The organism is Streptomyces sp. NPDC006643, assembly GCF_042870175.1.
In the GTDB taxonomy this organism is placed as follows: Bacteria; Actinomycetota; Actinomycetes; order Streptomycetales; family Streptomycetaceae; genus Streptomyces.
Window position 1 is genome coordinate 80,838 of the sequence record NZ_JBIAHA010000001.1, and the last position, 19,744, is coordinate 100,581.

At 66.7% G+C, this 19,744-nt stretch carries 12 protein-coding genes and 1 pseudogene; 7 read left to right on the forward strand and 6 right to left on the reverse strand.

Features of this window, described 5'->3' with window-relative positions; genetic code table 11:
* Positions 1-213: 213 nt before the first annotated feature.
* Both ACFYNU_RS00320 and ACFYNU_RS00325 read right to left on the reverse strand, forming a co-directional pair.
* On the reverse strand, positions 214-996 hold the full coding sequence (locus ACFYNU_RS00320) for a TIGR03936 family radical SAM-associated protein (protein WP_356592933.1): 783 nt from the start codon (positions 994-996) through the stop codon (positions 214-216).
* Between the two features lie 131 nt (positions 997-1,127).
* Positions 1,128-2,273: a hypothetical protein gene (locus tag ACFYNU_RS00325; protein WP_356592865.1), complete on the reverse strand. Its 1,146-nt coding sequence runs from the start codon at positions 2,271-2,273 to the stop codon at positions 1,128-1,130.
* Positions 2,274-2,624: 351 nt separating this feature from the next.
* Here ACFYNU_RS00325 and ACFYNU_RS00330 point away from each other — a divergent pair, with 351 nt between their 5' ends.
* Positions 2,625-3,599, forward strand: coding sequence for an SGNH/GDSL hydrolase family protein (locus tag ACFYNU_RS00330; RefSeq protein WP_356592867.1), 975 nt, complete (start codon positions 2,625-2,627; stop codon positions 3,597-3,599).
* Positions 3,600-4,857: 1,258 nt separating this feature from the next.
* Here the strand turns inward: ACFYNU_RS00330 and ACFYNU_RS00335 are convergent.
* Entirely contained in the window at positions 4,858-7,239 is a 2,382-nt protein-coding gene (locus ACFYNU_RS00335; RefSeq protein WP_356592869.1) for a P-loop NTPase fold protein, read from the reverse strand.
* Positions 7,240-7,519: 280 nt separating this feature from the next.
* On the opposite strand from ACFYNU_RS00335, the gene ACFYNU_RS00340 reads away from it, so the two are divergent.
* Positions 7,520-9,040, forward strand: coding sequence for a hypothetical protein (locus ACFYNU_RS00340; RefSeq protein ID WP_356592871.1), 1,521 nt, complete (start codon positions 7,520-7,522; stop codon positions 9,038-9,040).
* 142 nt (positions 9,041-9,182) lie between these two features.
* On the opposite strand, the gene ACFYNU_RS00345 is transcribed toward ACFYNU_RS00340, so the two are convergent.
* Both ACFYNU_RS00345 and ACFYNU_RS00350 read right to left on the reverse strand, forming a co-directional pair.
* Positions 9,183-10,030 (reverse strand): IS5 family transposase gene (locus tag ACFYNU_RS00345; RefSeq protein ID WP_388764869.1). Its coding sequence is split into 2 segments (ribosomal slippage): positions 9,183-9,676 and positions 9,676-10,030, totalling 849 coding nucleotides; the frame shifts between segments, so codons are not numbered across the junction.
* 22 nt (positions 10,031-10,052) lie between these two features.
* Positions 10,053-10,316: a hypothetical protein gene (locus tag ACFYNU_RS00350; RefSeq protein ID WP_356592873.1), complete on the reverse strand. Its 264-nt coding sequence runs from the start codon at positions 10,314-10,316 to the stop codon at positions 10,053-10,055.
* 269 nt (positions 10,317-10,585) lie between these two features.
* On the opposite strand from ACFYNU_RS00350, the gene ACFYNU_RS00355 reads away from it, so the two are divergent.
* The 3 genes from ACFYNU_RS00355 to ACFYNU_RS00365 all read left to right on the forward strand — a co-directional run bounded on the left by ACFYNU_RS00355 (position 10,586) and on the right by ACFYNU_RS00365 (position 14,874).
* Positions 10,586-11,326: an SAVMC3_10250 family protein gene (locus ACFYNU_RS00355; RefSeq protein ID WP_356592875.1), complete on the forward strand. Its 741-nt coding sequence runs from the start codon at positions 10,586-10,588 to the stop codon at positions 11,324-11,326.
* A gap of 64 nt (positions 11,327-11,390) precedes the next feature.
* Positions 11,391-13,532 (forward strand): AIPR family protein, encoded by a 2,142-nt coding sequence (locus tag ACFYNU_RS00360; protein ID WP_356592877.1) that lies wholly within the window; start codon positions 11,391-11,393, stop codon positions 13,530-13,532.
* Entirely contained in the window at positions 13,510-14,874 is a 1,365-nt protein-coding gene (locus ACFYNU_RS00365) for a serine/threonine-protein kinase (protein WP_356592879.1), read from the forward strand. The genes ACFYNU_RS00360 and ACFYNU_RS00365 overlap by 23 nt, the downstream gene beginning before the upstream one ends.
* A 460-nt stretch (positions 14,875-15,334) precedes the next feature.
* Here the strand turns inward: ACFYNU_RS00365 and ACFYNU_RS00370 are convergent, their stop codons facing one another.
* Positions 15,335-18,046 (reverse strand): helix-turn-helix domain-containing protein, encoded by a 2,712-nt coding sequence (locus ACFYNU_RS00370; RefSeq protein ID WP_356592880.1) that lies wholly within the window; start codon positions 18,044-18,046, stop codon positions 15,335-15,337.
* Between the two features lie 103 nt (positions 18,047-18,149).
* Between ACFYNU_RS00370 and ACFYNU_RS00375 the strand changes: the two genes are divergently transcribed.
* Together ACFYNU_RS00375 and ACFYNU_RS00380 are read left to right on the forward strand one after the other, a co-directional pair.
* Positions 18,150-18,347 (forward strand): hypothetical protein, encoded by a 198-nt coding sequence (locus ACFYNU_RS00375; protein WP_147879091.1) that lies wholly within the window; start codon positions 18,150-18,152, stop codon positions 18,345-18,347.
* A gap of 196 nt (positions 18,348-18,543) precedes the next feature.
* A pseudogene (locus tag ACFYNU_RS00380) lies at positions 18,544-19,634 on the forward strand (IS630 family transposase).
* The last annotated feature ends 110 nt before the right edge of the window (positions 19,635-19,744 follow it).

A 19,744-nucleotide genomic window follows, 5' to 3' on the forward strand; every position in this document is an offset into this window, starting at 1 on the left:
CCGGGCGCCACGCCTTCATCCGGTCCGGCCACGGCCGCGCTGAGGCGCGAATGCCGCCGTCCGGGGCGCGGGCGCCGCACAGGAGCTGTTATGTCTGGGTCGCCGGTTCCGTACGTACGCGTCGTACGTACGGCCTGGCGAAAGTCTTCGTGGTCAGCGCGCCGCCCGACCCAGGTGGCTCCCGAGTCAAAGAGCTGCGCTACGACAACCGTCCTACGCGGAAACCGCACCTTCCGGCGTCTTCGCGGCGGCGGGTCCGGCGGCCGTGGATGGGCCTGCCGTGACTGCCTCGCGGTCGGGCGCGAGCGGGTCGGTCACCGTTCCGGACTCCTCGTCGAAGAGCCCCTGCGCCAGCCTGGTCACCGCTGCGGGGACCGGCGGCGCCAGGTCGGCCACAGCTCGGAGACCGGAAAGGACGTCGTCGGGTCGAACGGCGGGTGTCACGTGCCGAACAACCAGCCGCAGTATCGCACAGCGCTCGGCCCCCGGCCTATCGGCCTGTGGACGAAGTGCCCGCAGGTCGACAACGGCGGCCCGTGCGTCGAAGGTCCGCATGCCGTTCTTCGCGCGCCGTTCGACCTCCACGACCTCGGCGGCCAGGAAGGCGGTCACGGCGCGCTCGGCCTCTTCGTGGTCCACCCCGTCGAGCCGCAGCTCCCACTCGGAGGCGGTCAGCCGGTCGGCGAGTCCCGATGTACGGGCCTCGACGGCGTCGATGATGTCGAGCCCGGTGGGCAGCGAATCGTCGAGCAGTTCGCGCAGGGTGGCGGGGTCGCGCGGCGCCGCGAGCGCGATCTCCAGATACTCGGCCTCGCTGCCCGTGCCGGTGGGTGCGGCATTGGCGTAGCTGACCTTGGGGTGGGGGGTGAAGCCCGCCGAGTACGCCATGGGGACGTCGGCGCGGCGCAGGGCCCGCTCAAAGGCGCGCTGGAAATCGCGGTGGCTGGTGAACCGGAGGCGGCCACGCTTGGTGTAGCGCAGTCGGATGCGCTGCACCGCCGGCGCGGGCGGTGGGCCTTCGGGCTGTCGCTTGCCCAGTGGTTCTTCTCCTCGGTGCGGGGTGCGCGCGGTGGCGCGCACCCTCGAAACGCGCGGCCGACCGGGCGGTCGGCCCCGGAAAACCCGGCTCACACCTGCTTGCGCAGGGAGATCTCGGGTGCGGGTACCACGCCGGGGACGGTTGTCGTACCTCCCAGCGTACGCGCCCCGTCGAGTGACGCCTTCACAGGCTCGGCTGTGCGGGGCGGGCCGACCAGGGCGCGCCAGGCGTCGCGGCGGGCCTGGCGGACCGTTTCGCCGGCGGAGCGCAGCGCGCTCCTGACCGCCCGGCCGGTCTCGACGGCCGCCTTCCTGGCCGGGGCCCACACGTAGTCGCGCACCGCATGCCCGACGGGCGTGCAGACGGCGCGGTAGAACCAGCTCACGGGCTGCCCGATCAGGATCCAGGCCAGCCATTTCAGCGCCCGGCCGACCGCGCGGGAGATCTGTCCGGCGATCCGCCAGGCGACGCCGATCGCGTCGGCGATCTCACGGCCGACGGGGGCGAGGACGGTGCGGTGGAGCCAGCTGAGCGGGGTGACGAGCAGGGTGACGACCAGCCATACGGTCCCCGTCCAGAGGCCGACGGCGGTCAGGGCGACGGCCTTGGCGATCCCGGTGACGAGCCAGGCGATGCCGTGGCCGACCGGGGTGAGGACGTTCCGGTACAGCCACACCACCGGCACCACGAGCCCGTAGCGCACCACCGGCACCAGCGCGTACCGCCAGAGCGCCACCCAGGGCCAGACGAAGAGCGCCCTGCCCAGGAACACCAGCACGGCACCCAGGACATGTCCGGTCGGCGTGAGTAACGTCTCGTACAGCCAGGAGCAGACGGAGCCGATGCCGCGCCCGACGGGGGCGAGGACGCTCTCGTACAGCCACACCACCGGCACCACGAACCCGTACCGCGCCACCGGCACCAGCACGTACCGCCACAGCGCCACCCACGGCCAGACGAAGAGCGCCCTGCCCAGTAACCACCCGACCGGTGCGAGCACCGACTCGTACAGCCAGGAGCAGGCCAGGGCGATCCCCCGTCCCACCGGCCGGAGCACGGAGCGGTGCAGCCCCCGCGCCCCGGCCGCGAGCAGATCCCACACCAGCCGCACGGGCACGACGAGGACGAGTACGACGATCCGGACCGGAATCCGGATGGCCGTGGTGAGACAGCCCTCACCCGGCTCGTAGGGCCGGGGGGCCGGCCCCGGGGCCGGCGTCTTGTCCAGATCCATGCCTCACAGGACGCGCCCGACGCCTGTCCGGCTCCCGGATCGCCGTGCGGCCCGGCATTCGTGCCCGATTCGAGACCGGAACGGGCCGCGTCGGATGATCGGGAACCGGACAGCGGCCGGGAGTGGGGCGCCGAGCCGGGACTCGGCCAGTTGATCAAGGACTCGACTCGCGCCGGACAAATACCGCACGACATCTGTCAGTTGTCGGACGCGAACCGCCGACGCCCCGAAGCAAACCGCCCGAAAGTGGCTCCCTGCGATCATCGATGACTGTCCGCATTGGATCTAGTGCCATGAGTGACGGGCTTCGTACGGTCATTGCGGCATCAACGCCGTACATCTGGAGGATTCGTGACCCCTTTCCGTAGGCGCCTGACACTGCTGGGCTCGACCGCCGCCCTGATCGCGGGGGCCCTCGTGCCGACACAACTCGCCGGGGCGGCCCCGGCGAACGCGGCGGCGTCGTACGAGTGGGTGGCCCTGGGCGACTCGTACACCGCCGGGGTCATCCCGGCGGCGGGCGATGTCTTCGAGGTGCCCCGGGACGGCTGCGATCGCACCGACCGGTCCTACCCGCAGGTCATCGACCGCGACCTCGGCTCGCTCATCGATCTGACCAACGTCAGTTGCGGCGCCGCCACGATCGAGGACATCACCTTCAGGGCCCAGCAGCCGATCGGGCGCCATCTGCCGCCCTTCTCGGAGGACCCGGACTACCCGTTCCCGCCGGTGCCGCCCCAGTCCGAGGCCGTCGGCCCCGGCACGGACGTGATCACCGTCGGCGCGGGCGGCAACACGCTCGGGTTCGCCGAGATCCTCTTCACCTGCCTCCAGCTGGGCTCGGAGAGCGGCGGCGTCGGCACGCCGTGCCGGGACGCGCAGGCCGCCGGCGTCCCCGAGCGGCTGAACAAGGTGAGCGCCGACTACGACAAGATGCTCACCGTGCTCCACGAACGGGCCCCACACGCCAAGATCCTGTCCGTCGGCTACCCGACGGTCATCCCCGACGACACGTCCAAGTGCCGGTACAACGACTGGGAGCAGTTCGCCTCGATCACCCAGGGCGACCTGGACTGGCTCCGCGAGGACGTGCTGGAGCCCCTCAACGCGATCATCGAGAAGTCGACGGGCAACCACGACGCGTCCTTCATCGACCTGTACGACTCCTCCCGGAACCACAGCGTCTGTGACGCCGGCAAGTGGGTGGAGGGCGTCTTCGCCCAGTTCCCGAGCGAGGTGGCCCTCGTCCACCCCAACGCCAGGGGCCACCAGAACGCCGCCGACCGGGTCGCACCGGCCCTGCTGGAAGCGCTGAACGTCGGCTGATCCCCCGATGAAACGCCTCCGGCCGACCGGCCGGAGGCGTTTCGCCGTCTCCCCCGACTGCTTCGCGTGCCTGCCTACTTCACGACCGTCAGCGGCAGCAGCTTCTTGCCCGTCGGGCCGATCTGGATGTCGAGATCGAGCTGAGGCCAAACACCAACTCCACAATCCACGAGAATCTTCCCTGGTCAAAGCGTTATGGGAGCTGATCTACTTGCCAACGACGGTAGGCAGCGGACGCCTCTAGACACTCAGGGACCCGAACACTCCGCAGCCTTCGTGGCCTTGTCACGCAACCCGTTGTCAGAACATCTATGAAGGACAGCCGTGTCGTCTCGCTTTCTCTAGCGAGAGAAGCGTCACCGCTGTAATCGTTGTTTCCGAACTGTCCGGGGTACCGCACCCCCGGCCGGGTCCTGACTGCGTGAGGCGTAGTGGAAGCCAGTGAGCGTAAGGGCCTTGTCCCGGTCACAGGTGAGGGTGTCGGGGCAGGCGCGGACGATGGCACGCAGTCCGTCGACGTCAGCGCCCCGTCGTCGCGCTGCATATAGCCGAGCATCGTGGGCGAAGTACACGGGTTGGTTTCCCCTCCGGTCGGATGCGAGCCGATGGAGTGTCATGTCATCCGCGCCGACGCCGTGCAGCGGACGCCCGGCGCGGACAAACGCCGCGGAGTCGCTGCAGCGACACTCGCTGCCGAACACGGAGTCCGTCGACCGGACCTGGCCCGTGAGGACACGGGAGAGATCGCGGCCCGGATCGCCATCGAACGCGGCATCGCGCTGCCCACCCCCACCACGTCCCAGAGTCCCCGTTCCCTAGCCGCAGTACCGCTGGCCCGTACGCCCGCGGTACCCAGCCCGCGTGAGGAGCCGACCTCTTTGCTGCGGCGGATCTTTCGCTGTGGCGACTGACCTGGCCGCGTGACCGCTACTGGCCATGGATTGGCGGGGATCCTCCAGCGGCCGCAGCACGTTTCCGTGCATCGTGCTTGGGGTCGATGGGCAGGGCCGGGACTTCGGCGTGCCCGAACGGCCGCAAAGCGCGCGCGGGTGTTCACCGGGCAGTGCCGCCTGCAGCGGATCGTCGGCCTGCTCCTCGGAGCCATGGTCTGTCTCAGTGTCGCGGCTGGGTGCTTGCTCACACGCTGGGCGTGTCCACCCCACCTCGCTCTCGCCAACGGATCCGTCGGCAGATCCGCCGCGGGACCCATCGGACGCGCCCGTGGTGGCCTTCGGTGATGAGGCGCCGGGTGGCGGTGTCAGGAACGGCCGCGTACAGCGGATCGTCTGGGCTCTGCGTCCGGTCCGGGCTGCGGCAGGATCTGCGGCAGTGCGGCGGGGCGCAGTGCCCAGTGCACGCGGAACTGTTCCAGGATCTTGCGGGCGCTGTGCGGGGATACGGTCATCTCCAGGCGTGCTTCGGCCAGTCGCTGGAGGTCGGCGGGTGCTTTGTCGGTGCCGGTGTAGGCCTCTTTGCGGGCGGCGAAGTTACGTCGCGCGAACACTTCGAGCAGGGTGCCGATGAAGTAGAGGTAGCAGGAGAACTCCTCCCACCGCTGGGCAGGTTCGCCGACGGGCTCGGCGCCTTCGGGGTGGGGAGGGTGCACTGTGTGTGCCAGGTGCAGGATGCGCTGCTCGAGTTCGGGGTTGGCCCGGCTGGAGTCGGCCTCGCGGATCAGGGTGATCAGGGTGTGCAGGTCGTGCACGGTCTGCGCGGTGGCGGCGGAGTCGTCGTGGCGAGCCAGTAGCGCGCGAAATCCGGCCAGGGCCTGTGCGGCCTCCTCCCACAGCACTTCACGGGCGAGCGCCGCCAATCCGGGCTGCCGGGTGCGCCGGTGGGTCTCTGTCACCTTGCGGGTGTAGCGGATGAGGTCGCGCGGGAGCCCGCCGGACAGCGCATGGACGAGTGCAACGAAGGGGTCGGTGAATCCCGGGACCCGTATCTGCAGCAGCGATCTGGACTCCTCCAGGGTGCGAGCCTCGATGACCAGGACGTCTTCCAGCGAGCTGTCGGTGATGTCGCGGGTGGGCAGTCCGCGGCGGATGAAGGCCGACCCGATGTCCTCCGACACCGACAGGACGAAGTACACGCGCGGTACGTCGAAGATGGCCTTGATCTCAGCGAGGAACGCGCGTGCCTGCTCGCTCGAGCCGAGCCGGTCGAGCTCGTCGATGCCGATGAAGACCTTCCAGTTGTCCTGGCGCTCGATGGCGCTGATGCGGGACAGCAGGCTTCGGAACTCCCACACCAGCTCCGGGTAGGTGAAGGTGCGGGAGCTGCTGCCGCTGGTACGGCCGAATCCCAGGGTGAGGGCGCGGGCCGACGCGCCGAGCGAGGTCGAGGTGCCGACGGACTGGATGTGCTGCAGCAGGTTCAGGTAGTTGTGGCAGTCGTGCACCAGGCGTCGCATCGGCCGTCGGGTGAGCCAACTCCTCGGATCGGCCCAGCACAGCAACAGCGTCCCTACCGCGAGCAGCACCAGTCGGGAGACCACGGAATGCTCCTGCCATGCGGTCAGCGTCCACTCCTGCAGACCCACCGCCCACCCCGCGGCGGCGGGGTGAGCGGACTGGTAGACGGCATCGACGAGATCGCGGACTTCCCTCTGGATCGCCAGGACGACCAGGCCGAGCCCGGCCAGGAGCTGGGTCCACCGGAGGGCCGAGAAGTAAAGGCGCCGGGGGCTCTGTGCTGCACGGGCCCGCGAGCGGAACAGAAACGGGGTACGCGGACGGCGGCCGTACAGCGCGAGGTAGTCCCGGCACACCGACTGGAACAGCGAGAGCAGGAACTCCTCGGGACGGTAGTTGGCCGGCGTCTGGACGATGGTGTGGAAATGCAGTTGGCGGAACGGGCCGAGCCGACCCTGGCATGCCTTCTTCAGCAGGGTGCTCTTGCCGACGCCCCGAGGGCCGCAGATCGCGATCGCGCCGCCGCTCATCTGGTCGAGCTTGCGCTGCAGTGTGGCCTCGACCTGTGTCGATATCCAATACCGGGAGTTGCCGGCGTCGATGAGACCGTCATGGCTGCGGGCCACCAGCAGTGACTCGTGATCAGGCCCGAGCAGCGCCGTCATCTCACGCCGCATGATCGGATCCATTGTCTTCTTCAGCTTGACGAGCGCCCACCAGCCCAGTCTCACCTCGGAGTCGGCCGCGCAGAAGGCACACAGCACGCCGTACACGGCGGTCTGCATCTGTTCGACGAAGTTGCTCCGGTTGTCCGCGTCCCTGAACTCCTTGACGCCGCAGTAGCCGATGGGCCAGATATGGACCGTGACACCAGCCCACCAGGGCATTCCGACCGCTGCGTCAGCCAGCCAGTAGACGAGCGCCACCAGGAACACGAGGGACAGGAAGGGCGTGGCGCGGCATCGCTCCCGGGACTCGATGAAACGTTGACGCAAGGAGTCGACGCGGGCGGCCCGCCGGCGAAGATCTAGGTAGGAGGGATCGGCGCGCAGCACTTCGGAGATGATCCGGGGCTGGTCGAAGGCCTGTTGCAAGTGCTCGTCCGTGACCTGCGGACGGTCCAGGTCCAGATACGCCCGGATCTCTGGGTGCGCGATTGACGCCGTCACGGCACGCTCGTACCAGGGTCGGATCCGCCGGGGCTCCAGGTGCCAGATTCCGCTCGGCATCGATGCCTTCCTCTGAGCAGCGAACGCATCCTGTGGCCCGAGAACGATGGGAAACCGTATGGGGCTGACACCTGCTGTCCCGTCTGGCGCCACTGGACCGAGGCAGCATCGTAGGAGCCATCATGCTCAACAGGACCCGTCACGAGGAAGGTTGACGCAATATCGCTGGTGGCAGCTGGCGGTCGCGGCATTTCATGGATGCGGCCCATCGAGGTCCGGTGGAGGACACGGTCGGCGCACGCGTTGCATCGAGGAGCAACTGCACCAAGGAGAGGGCAACGTGGCCTGGCCGAACATGACTTACCTGCGCAGATACGAGGTGGAGAAGCTTCTCCACCTGGAAAAAGGCGAGCTGGATCGTCTGCTGGAGGAAGACGGAGACTTCCCTGAAGGGTCCCGGGAACATCACAACCTGTTCGACCAGGCACTCGGCAAGGAGCCCCCCGTGACGTGGGACGGCGGCTCGATCTATTCCTGGGCGGCCCGCTCCAGCCGGTTTCGTGAGCGAGGAGCCGTGCTGCTTGATCCGTCCCTGGACACTCGGTCCGTCGCCCCCGGCAAGTGGCTCGGATTCCAGCCCACGTCACAGGGCCCGGCCATGGACTGGGAAACAGAGCTCGGTGTCGTGCGCATCGTTCACACCACTCGTCGTGGCGCAGCCTGCGCCATGGCCGAAGAACTGGCCGAGGACCCCGGCGCTCAGGGCGTCATCACCGTATGCGTCCTGTTCGGCGACATCGGATTCTCAGGACCGGCCCTGATTGCTGCCGACACCGCACAGCCGTCCCTGGAGTACGAAACCCAGTGGGGTCTTCTCACCCGGCTCGTCGGCCAGCCGCTGCCCTGGTGGCCCCGCGCGCTGCGACGCTCCGACGTGATCAGCCAATGGTCTCCGGGCGCACCCGTCACCCCCGCCGAAGTCCTGCCCGACGAGAAGGAGAGCACCCTGCGGCAGGCAGCCACCGTCCGATGGCCATACGACGCTGCCAAAACGGCACTCCTTGACCTGGCCAACTCCATGCGCAATCAGCACATCGACAACCTCGCCAGCGAGATACGCATCTTCGCCGAGCACGGTGGAGATCCTCGCGGCGCCCCGCTCCTCATCGCCGCCCGCCACCGCACCGACGGCTATCCCCTGCCCCGCACCGGTGACCGTGACGTGCTTGCCGCAGGCTGGCGCAGCATCGCCTCCAGCCAGCTCTTCGAAGCTTACGAACCGATGGAGATCGGCATGTGCTACGCAACCGACCTCCTGCCGTACGGCCCGCACACTGAAGTACGCACCCGAGGCCCCGCCGCCCGCCGGTGGGGGCAGCAACTCACGCCGTGCACCCCCACCGCCGTGCACGCCGTCCTCGCCGACGACGCCCAGGACGTGACCTTCTACACCGACCACACCACCGGCATTCCCGCCGTCCGCAAGGGATCCTCCCGCGACGGCACCTGGGCCTTCCTGGCCCCACTGCGGCTACCAGACCAAGGCGCCCAGCTCAAGTCCGTGATTCTGGAAGACACCGTGTGGATACAGACCACGGACGGCCGGATCCACCCCGGGCCATGCACCCCCGGGGATCATCTGTGGTGGGGCCCCGGCGGAGGGGACCGGCCCACGGAAGCCTCCTGGGTCATCTCCCAGCTCATGGACGACATTAGTACGCACGTGAGCCTGACCGACCACTGGCGCCACGCCCCCGCCGGCCTAACGAAGCTGCTCAACCAAATCCGGGCGTACGGCACGGAATTCCCATGGGCCGCACTCGAGCATGCCCGGACGCAACAGGCCGACGACACCCCATAGCCCACGGTCCACGCCGCCTCACGAGAGAGCACGGTCGGCGGGGACGCTGCCGTAGATCGTCGCGAGGAGCACCTCACCCAGCGCCGAACGCGACCACCGGATTGGACGGGGCGGACCACCCAACTAGGCCGTTTCGTTTGGATCATCGGGCTGACCACAGGAAGATGCCTGCGATGTGGAGTCCGGCCAGGTAGATCGTGGCGGTCTTCTCGTAGCGGGTGGCAATGCCGCGCCATTGCTTCAGGCGGTTGATGCATCGCTCGACGGTGTTGCGTTGTTTGTATGCCTCGCGGTCGAAGGCTGGGGGTCTACCGCCTTCGCTGCCGCGCCCCAGCCGATGGCCCTGCTGGTCTGCCGGAATAGGGATCAGTGCTCGGATACCGCGCTCGCGGATGGCGCGTGAGGAGTACGCCTTGTCGGCCAGGACGACATCTGGCCGGGTGCGGGGCCGCCCGCGTGGGCGAGGGACGCGAAGTTGGGCCATCACATCGGTGAAAGCCGGGGCGTCGCCAGCCTGTCCGGCGGTAAGAACGAAGGCCAGGGGCCTGCAGTGGGCGTCGGAAGCGAGATGGATCTTTGTGGTCAGTCCTCCGCGGGACCGGCCGATGGCGTGGTCGTGCGGCTCGCCGGCCGGGGCCCCTTTTTGCGGGCACCGGCAGCGTGCTGGTGAGCGCGCACGATAGTCGAGTCCACCGAGACGACCCAGTTCAGGTCCTCATCAACATCGGCCTGGGCCATGAGCGCGGTGAACACCCGCTCCCAGGTGCCGTCCACGGCCCACATCCGCAGCCGGTTGTAGACGCCCCACCCGTTGCCGTACCGCTCCGGCAGGTGCACCCACTGCGATCCGGTCTGGAACTTGAAAGCGATCGCGTCGATCACCTGCCGATGGTCGCGCCACCGCCCACCCCGCTTTCGCGACCGGTCCGGAAGCAACGGCTCGATCCGCGCCCACTGCGCGTCAGTCAACGACACACCCAGACTAACGATCGGATGATCCGAACGAAACGGCCTAGTCCTTGTTCGGCAGGTACCACCCGTGCTCGCGATGCCTAGGCTCTGGTGGGTTCGGGTTCTCGCGGGCATAGGCCTCGTTTGCACGGCGCGTCATCTCTTCGTCGTAGTGGTGCAGCTCGTCGTAGAGTTTCGACGCCTCGCTGACATCCCCGCTAGACACGTAACGCTGTCGCAGCGCCTCGCGCTCATCTTCGAGTTCCGCGTCGGACAGCGGGCGGAGGCTACCGAGGCCACGCCCGATGGAGTCGAAGATGCCCATGCGTTGATGTTGTCACACTGGGGGCTACCGCCGCGCCGTTGTCCACCACTACCGCCACGAAGGTGAGCGAAAACGCTCGGCTCGCGGCCGCCGAGATCACCGCGCCGGAAGGTCCCATCCACAACTCTTGACTATTGCCCGCCTGCGCGAGCGCAAGAAGCGTCACCACCAGAGGACCTGACCTTTGCGTAGACAGCTCGCCAACGACAGGATCATGGCAGCATGGCACACAAAGAAGCAGCACCGTAAACAGAGCAACTGGGGGGCCAGTGCGTGAGGTTGTCTACTTGTCCGAGGGAAAGCTGAATGAGTTCCTTCCGGAGCCTCGCCGCGCCCTCCCAACCGTCAAGCTGCACGCTGGAGTATCCGTAGCCGGGATCAACGTCGAGACGCCCGCGCCGGACAACGCGCGGGATCTACGGCGCCATCTGGAACGGGTGGAGAAGGAGATGAGTCTTCACACAGCCTGGTACACGGAACCGGATCTCACACCAGGTCGCTGGGTCCAGTTCGAGGCACCGCTCAACTGGTTCACACTCCGGGGCCGGCACCAAGATCTCGTGCTGTTCGTGGATCCGACCTCCGAGTCAGAGTCGCCTCATGAGCCCGGTGCCGGCCGTCGACTGCTGCTGCATGGATCTGCCCGGCATCTGCTCGGTCAACCCCCTATCCAGATCGACGGGCCAGAATTGACCGGCCTCGAGGGCAACGGCCACAGCGCTGGCAGACTCTTCGTCACTAACGCTGGCCATGTCGTCAATGCGCTGACTCATGCTCACGACCCACTTGAAGTGGGTAGCGGAGCCCCCGAGAGGCCATCCGTGCCCCCAACATCCCTGCGGCGCAGTGGCATCCGCGATCTCCTCGCGGCCGTGGACGCCGACAGCAGCGAAGTCAGCACGCACGCCTTGATGATCGGCTACGCCCGAGTTAGCGCACTACTACCTGAGACCGACACCGAGATGGGCTGCCTGGTGGCTAGCCCACTCATTGTGGAATACGCGAACTAGCCCAGTTTTACGGCGGTACCAACCCGGACCGCGTGTCGCAAGACCACCCTGGAGGGAGGCCACCGTGGAAGATCGAAACGACACACCTCAGGACCTACCGGTGCAGGTACAGCAGGTACGTCAGGCACTGACCCACGAGTTCGCCAACCTCCTGGATCTGACCGACGTATCCAGCCGCTCTCGGGAACAACAGGAGACGGTTTTCCTCAGTCGCGCGCTGGCCGCGAAGGCAGTGCAACTGGTCGCGGGATGCACGACAGTGGAGGCGGCAAATTCCGTCACTGATGGGGTCGATGATAACGGTATCGACGCCATCATGGTCTCATCGGACACAGCCGAAATCTGGTTGACTCAGGCACGTTGGAGTAACAAAGGAAGAGCCAGCTTTGACAGCGCTTCCATATTGCAGCTACTTCACGGTCTGCGGCGACTTATTAATCTTCGATACGACCGCTTTAATGCAAAGTTTGACCCGCTGATCGAACAACTCAACACGGCTCTCAAGGCGCCATCTTGCCGAATTCATTTGGTTCTCGCCGCCATGGGCGACACTGGACTTGCTGCTGGAAGTCGAGACCTCTTGGACGAGGAGGCATCAGACTTCAACCACGAACAAGAGTTGCTGGACTTTCGATTCCTCGGTGCCGCCGACTTTCATTCCGCGGCACGGCGGGGCGTGGTTCCCGAGTCAGTGTCTGTGACCGCCACGCTGTCCGACGGCTGGCACATGAACTCCACCCCATACCAGACCTATCTCGGCACGGTGGGCGCAGACGAACTCGCTAATTGGTACGAGGAGCACGGTCGGCAGCTCTTCGACCAGAACATTCGCTATCCTTTGGGCTTGACCAATGCCAACCTCGCCGTCATCGAGAGTCTGCTTAATAACCCTCATGAGTTCTGGTACTTCAACAACGGCGTCACGGTGTTGTGCGACTCCGTACGAGCCCACTACTTTGCCAGACGCGCGATCGGCCAGCCCGCACGGCTAGAACTGGTCAATGCCCGAGTGGTCAACGGTGCTCAGTCAGTCGCTTCCATTCATCACGCTTATGGACGGGATCCCGAAGCGGTCATGGAAGCGCGCGTCTCGCTCCGAGTCATCTGTTTGGACGGTGCCCCGGCCGACCTGGCTCAGCGGATCACGCAAGCCACCAATACTCAGAATCATGTCGAGCCACGAGATTTCGCCGCGCTCGACCCTCAGCAGCTGCTCATCCGTCAGGATTTCGCTGTGTCCCTCGGCAAGATATACGTCCTCAAACGCGGTGAGCTCGAGCCTGCACCCGCCGCTGGATGCACCGTTGTCGAGGCGGCATTTGCTCTGGCCTGCGCCTACCCCGACGCTGCCGTGGTCGCCCGCCTCTGGCGGGACAGTAGCGTTTTGTGGAGCCATGGCCCCCGCGGAATCTACACCCAGCTCTTTGTCAGCCCCCCGACCGCACTGCAGATCTGGCGGTCAGTCGGGCTCATGCGCGGAGTCCGCGATGCGCTAGCGACTCTTTCAGCCGGCCTTGAAGGCCGCGCCCAGATGGTCGCCGATCGAGCTGATTTACTCATCACCCACATCGCCTTCCAACTGATCGGCAACGATGGCATCGATGAACCAGGCGACGAGTGGGATGCCAGACAGCAGGCAGCGCTCAGGCGGACCGATGAGCTTCTGTTGGGGCTGATTGAAAAACTGGGCGCCGAGTATGGCCAGTTCGCGCTACTCGCACGCATCCTCCGCGATGAGGAGCGCTGCCGTCACCTGGCGTCGAGTGTGCTGGAGTCCCTGAAAAATGGTGGGGCCGCGCAGCTTCCACGCCCAGGACAGCCAGCTCGCCGACGACGACGCTCGAACGCCGTTCCCCTGCTGGTTCAATACGGCCGCCTCGAAGATGGGACGCAGTTGGTCTACCGACCGAACAGCGCCCCGGAACGTGAAGCACTTCACGAGTGGCTCAGCGAGGCCCCAGAGCGGTATCTGGCCTCCTGGGTCAACGACGACCGAAAGCCTCTGGTCTGGGCTGTAGACGGGCAGCGCTATTCGCCGACCGGTCTGGTGTTCCGGATCTGGGAGGAGGCTCACTGGGCCGAGCATCCAGCGGCAGTAGCCGGTACGAGAAACTGGTACGTGCCGGGCGAAGGCACACTAGCCAGCCTTGCAAGTGAGCTGTCGGCCGATGAAGAAATAGCGAGTGACGGTCCTGGTGCGAAGTGACGCCCGCGTCCTCAATGAGCGCTACGAGATGCGTCAGCGAATCGGCGGCGGCGCCATGGGAGAAGTGTGGCTGGCATACGACTCCGAAGCGCGTCGCTCTGTTGCCGTCAAGTTGATTCACCAGGAGCTACTAGATTCGCACGCTCCAGAGGAGGCGATTCAGCGCTTCGAACGAGAGGCGGAGTTGCTCGCACGACTGCAGCACCCTGGCATCCCAGAATTCCTTGACGCCCACCTGGGCCTCGGGGCAGACAACCCTTACCTCGTGATGGAGCTTATTCTCGGGCAGGATCTGACGGAAATCGTCGGCGGCAGAGGCAGACTGTCCGAGGACGAGGTGGTGTCCATCGCCGTTCAGATCTGCCATGTCCTCGAGTACACTCATGCAATTCCGGTTGTCCACCGGGACCTCAAGCCAGCGAACATCATGTTGACGGACTATCAGCGAGTGGTGATTCTTGATTTTGGCGTAGCCAGGATATTCAGGACGGACCACGCGCGATTGACCCAGCACGACAGGGTGCTAGGCACGGTCGCGTATATGTCTCCTGAGCAATGCGAAGGACGCGATGTCAATCCGCGTAGCGATCTCTACTCTCTTTCTTGCTTGCTGTACGAACTTCTAACAGGCGTTCCGCCATTCACTGGCAACGCCACCAGGGTCATGTACCACCACCAGTACCATGCACCCATTTCGATCAGCGTGCTGCGCCCCGGGGTCAACCCGGCGCTGGAGTCTGTAATCATGGCTGGATTGGCGAAGCGGGCTATTGATCGGCCAGCGACAGCTCGCGAGTTTCGGGAACGAATTGGCTCACATCCGTTGAAATCCGAGGATTCTGACACTCCTCCCTCGAACCTTCCCATCCAAGCCCCGAACGTGCACAGCCCGAGCCATGCTGTGGCCGAACCTCTTCCGCTACAGGTGCGGGTCGTGCAAGCCCAGGCGCTCTTCGACGAGGGCTTGATTGCACAATCCATGCCGATGTTCGCCAGCCTCGTGCGAGAGTTGGAAGAACGCGGCTCGGAGTATGCCGCCGAGGCAGCGAAGTGCCGCTTCAGCCACGCGCGATGTCAGGCGCACCTTGGACTTCAGCAAAATGCACTGAAGGGCATGCAAACGCTCGCGGAACAACTGCGCCTGTGTAGTGCACCTGATGATCGGTTTCTGCTCGAAGTTCGCTTCCAAATAGGGCAGTTACTACTTGACTTGGGAGACCAACACGGTCTTAGCGAGTTCGCAGACGTCTACACGATCTTGACCGCGGCTGGTCGCGCAGGGGATGCGCAGATGATCGCGGAGGTGCGTACGGCACTGGCCCGAGCGGCCTCGTTCGGCTAGTACTCCGGCCGTGGTTCTCCATTTGTCCTGGTCAAATGGCTCTCTTGGAGTCTAGTTGGCTGACGTCCCGTCGGGTGAGTGGTGGTTCGTGACTCACCCGATCGGGGTGCGTTGAACCGGTCATGGAAATGGAGAGTGATGTCGAAGTAGGGCAGTGGGATGCCGAGTTGGAGTCGTTGTTGAACCGCTCATCGACGAGGGAATGCCCTTCCTCATCGACGACGACCTCCGGTCCGAAGACGATGCCGGCCCCCGACCGACGGTCGCCGCGAACCAATGGCTCGGGCAACTGTCAACCAGCGGCGTCCGGTCCGCGCACACCTGGCCGGGGTACGCGCGAGCCCTACGTTCCTGGTTCGAGTTCCTGGAGAGCCGCGGCGTGCACCCGTACGGCGAGAGGGAGAGCCTGCCTGGGGGGCGCCGAGTACCGCTCCGCACCATCCCGGAGACTATGACGTTCCTACGACGCTGCTGGCGGTACATGTGAGCCGAGCGGGGCAGACGACAACTGCTGCCACGGAGGTGTCGGCGTACCATTCGGGTCCAGTCCGTTCGGCCACAGGCCGTTGAACAACCCCCGTATTCTGATCACAGGCCACGGGACGCTCTCACGGCCGTGGTCGGCGGCCTGGCGGGCCAGCGTCTTGGCGCCCTCCCGGTCCCCGGCCTCCTCCCGCATCTCGGCCAAGTGATACAGGGCGTAGGTATTGCCGTGGTCGGCGGCCTGCCGGGCCAATATCTCGGCGCCCTCCCGGTCCCCGGCCTCCTCCCGCATCTCGGCCAAGCAGCGCAGAGCTTCGGTGTCGCCGTGGTCGGCCGCCTGCCGATAAAGGGCCTCGGCGCCCTCACGGTCCCCGGCCTCCTCCCGCTCCGCAGCCAAGTGGTACAGAACGGCGGTGTGGCCCTGGTCGGCGGCTTGCCGGGCCAGTGTCTCGGCGCCCTCCCCGTCCCCGGCCTCCTCCCGCATCTCGGCCGCGCGGCGCAGGGCGTAGGTGTCGCCGTAGTCGGCCGCCTGGCGGACCAATATCTCGGCGCCCTCCCGGTCCCCGGCCTTTTCCCGCACCTCGGCCAAAAGGAGCAGAGCCTCGGTGTCGCCGTGGTCGGCCGCCTGCCGATAAAGGGCCTCGGCGCCCTCACGGTCCCCGGCCTCCTCCCGCTCCGCAGCCAAGTGGTACAGAACGGCGGTGTGGCCCTGGTCGGCGGCTTGCCGGGCCAGTGTCTCGGCGCCCTCGTGGTCCCCGGCCCTCACACGCATCGCGGCCAAGTGATGCAAGGCGTTGGTGTCGCCATGATCGGCGACCTGCCAGAAAAGGGCCTCAGCGCCCTCAGCGTCCCCGGCCTCCTCCCGGACCATGGCCAAGCGGCGCAGAGCTTCGGTGTCGCCATGGTCGGCGGCCTGCCGGAAAAGGGCCTCGGCGCCCTCACGGTCCCCGGCCCTCACGCGCATCTCGGCCAAGCGGCGCAGGACGTAAGTGTCATCCTGGTCGGCGACCTGCCGGACCAGTGCCTCAGCGCCCTCACGGTCCCCGGCCTCCTCCCGCATCTTGGCCAAGCGGCGCAGGGCGTAGGTGTCGCCGTGGTGGGCGGCCTGGCGGACCAATATCTCGGCGCTCTCCCGGTCCCCGGCCTCCTCCCACGCCATGGCCAAAAGGCACAGAGCAAGGGGGCTTCCGTGGTCGGCGGCGCGGTGGCGGAGGTGGTGGGCCCATTGCAGGCGGTGCCGGAATTCCGCTGCGCTGGTGAGCTCGTTCAGTTCGTCGGGGTCGGTAAGGCGGGTGTGGGCGGCGTGCCAGAAGGAGGCGGGTGGGCAGAGGTGGCGTCGGGTGTCGCGGCCGTGTTGTTCGAGGTAGTCGGCGAGCCGGAACTGCGGCCCTGCGGATAGCGGAACCGCAGGTCTGGGGGCGGTGCCGGGGGTGGGCGGGCGTCGTGGCGGTCGGGGGGTGGTGCGGCGTAGGGGGGCTTGTTTGCCGTGGACGGGTTTGGCGAGTTCGGCGAAGGCAGCTTCGGCCCAGTCGTCGGTGAGTTGGTCGTAGTCGATCTGATTAAGGTAGTCGGGGGCGGCGTCGGTGAGGAAGGCGTGGGAGAGGTGAGGTCCGACGCCGAGGCGGCGTGCGTCCATCGCCGCTTCCAGCAGCGCCCTGGCCGCCGGGCCGGCGTGCTGGTATCGGTTGAGGAGTTCGGGCGCGCCGGCCAGGTCCTGCGTCACCCGACCGTCGGCGCGGGTGCGGGTGAGCGCATCGCTCAGCAGCCGGTCACCGCCCTCGGCAAGGACTTCGGCCGCAGCCAGGGCCTGGGAGTCGAACGCGTCTGGGACGGCCACGGTCCGGCCGGAGAGCAGTTCCCGGACCCGGCTGTGCGGATCCTGCGCTCCTGGCGCGGGCAGGACCGTGTACTGGCGGGCGTAGTCGGGCCAGAGTGTCGCCAGCACGAGGACGGGCCCGCGCTCCGGGCTGACCAGCAGGTGGTGGACGGCTGCCGCGACTCGCTCACCCAGCGTCTTGTCATCGAGGTAGTGCTGGGCCTCGTTCAGCCACACCACCGTGCGCGGCCCGACGCGGTGCAGGTCCTCCAGCGCCGCCTGTGCGCGGGTCGGGTCGAAGGGATGCCACAGCAGCCACCCCCGGTCGGCGAGCGGCTGCACAGCTTCCCAGCAGGCCCGTGTCTTGCCCGTCGACGAGGTGCCCACCAGGACCACGATCCGGCTGCGGCCGGCCGCCGCATCCTTTACCGCATCAGCCAGCACCCGGTCATGTTCGCGGGGCACATACCCGGGCAGCGCCCGCACCGCAGGAGCATCAGCGCCTGAAGCTACGCTGCCGGGTCCGGCGGGATGAACCTCCAGATCATGCGGCTCCCACTGCCCGATCGGACGCCCCGATCCGCCCGTTGGAACCGTGCCCGCCGCCTCGGTGGCGGTCCGCTGCAACTCCAGCAGCTCCTGAACCGGCAACTTCAGCACACGGGCCAGTTCCTCCACCGTCTGCGCAGACGGCACGGGCTTCTTGGCCGAGAGAGCCTCCGACACCGTGGTGCGGCCCAGCCCTGCCAGGCCGGCGAGTTCCGACTGGTTCAGCCGGGCCCGTGTCATCCCGCCCGCCAGCCTCCTGCGCAGATCGGTGAGTGCTCGGTTCCGGTCGTTCTGTTCGTCGTGCACGTGCTCGCCCCCGGCCATGATGTGTCCGCCGGTGTTCATCTTCGCTCCGGCGGACCACGGCGCACACCGTTTCCAGGACCTTCGGTCACGTCAACACCCCACCGAATTCAGGGAGCTTGCCGTGACTGTCGCTGTCGTCCTCCAGTCCACCGCTGTCGTGATTGTCGTCGCGCTGCTGACCGCCGCCTGCACGGGCAAGCTCGCCCGCATGGACGGAGCCACCTACCCCGCCGCGCTCACCCGCGCCGCCACCGCCTTCGCCGCAGTCATCACCCTCGCCGCCACCGTGACCGCAGCCCTCGCCGCTCTCTTCACCTGAACCAACCCAATACCGCAGCGACCGTTTTCATGCCACCAAGGGCGGTCCTCCAGCACGATTGCCAAGGCGACACGTCCTGAACGTGACACGGCGAGTGCACGGATAACGCGCGAAGTTTGGGCGCTCATGTCGCTTTCGCGACAAAAGAGAGGTTATGAACTAGTGGCCTGAGTCAGAGATTCGTCGTTGGTTGGGTATAAGTCGTCCGGGTCCGAGGATTCCGCCGTTGTCGGTCACTGATGCCCAGCGGGCGGTGCTGGAGGGCTGGGTGCGTCGCCGCACGACGGCGCAGGCTCTGGCTCTGCGGTCGCGGATCGTGCTGGAGTGCGCCGAAGGCCACTCGATCATGGAGGTGTCCCGGCGGCTGCGGGTTGTGCCGGACACGGTCCGCACCTGGCGGCGGCGTTTCATTGAGCGGGGCTTGGACGGTTTGTGCGACGACCCGCGGCCCGGCGTCCCCCGGAAGTTCACCGATGCCGATGTTGAGCGGGTGATCGTCAAGACGCTGGAAGAGACGCCGAAGAACGCGACCCACTGGTCGACGAGGTCGATGGCCGCGGCCACGGGAATGTCGCAGTCGACAGTCTCAAGGATCTGGCGGGCGTTCGCCCTGGCCCCGCACCGGTCGCAGACGTTCAAGCTGTCCACCGACCCGCTGTTCATCGACAAGGTCCGCGACGTCGTCGGCCTGTTCTCGATCCGCCGGAGAAGGCCCTGGTCCTCTGCGTGGACGAGAAGTCGCAGATTCAGGCCCTGGACCGGTCCCAGCCCGTCCTGCCGATGATGCCCGGTGTTCCCGAACGCCGCAGCCACGACTACGTCCGGGCCGGCACCACCACCCTCTTCGCAGCCCTCGAAGTGGCGACCGGGAAGGTGATCGGCTCCCTCCACCGCCGCCACCGGGCCGCCGAGTTCAAGAAGTTCCTGGCTAAGCTCGACAAAGAGGTCCCGGCCGATCTCCAGGTCCACCTGATCCTCGACAACTACGCGACCCACAAGACACCCGACATCAAGAAGTGGCTGCTCACGCACCCGCGCTTCCACGTGCACTTCACGCCGGCCAGCGCATCCTGGCTGAACCTGGTGGAACGCTGGTTCGCCGAGCTCACCCAGAAGAAGCTCAAGCGCGGCGTCCACCATTCCCTCCAAGCCCTCGAACACGACATCCGGACCTGGCTCGCCGACTGGAACGAGCACCCCAGACCATTCCTCTGGACGAAGACAGCCGACGAGATCCTCGACAAAGTCGCCACCTACTGCCACCGAATCTCTGACTTAGGTCACTAGTGAACCTGGCCTTGGTCGGGGCACTTCGGGCAGCTCGTAGCGGGGTCTGCCCTTCCGCTCTCCGAGACCTGGGGGCGGCTCGAATCACACCGAGTGAAGCCAGAATCCCC

Bases quoted from the DNA above. Each gene is read 5' to 3' on its own strand.
- ACFYNU_RS00325 (WP_356592865.1), bottom strand. From the start codon at position 2,273: ATGGATCTGGACAAGACGCCGGCCCCGGGGCCGGCCCCCCGGCCCTAC.
- ACFYNU_RS00335 (WP_356592869.1), bottom strand. From the start codon at position 7,239: ATGCCGAGCGGAATCTGGCACCTGGAGCCCCGGCGGATCCGACCCTGG.
- ACFYNU_RS00350 (WP_356592873.1), bottom strand. From the start codon at position 10,316: ATGGGCATCTTCGACTCCATCGGGCGTGGCCTCGGTAGCCTCCGCCCG.
- ACFYNU_RS00370 (WP_356592880.1), bottom strand. From the start codon at position 18,046: ATGGCCGGGGGCGAGCACGTGCACGACGAACAGAACGACCGGAACCGA.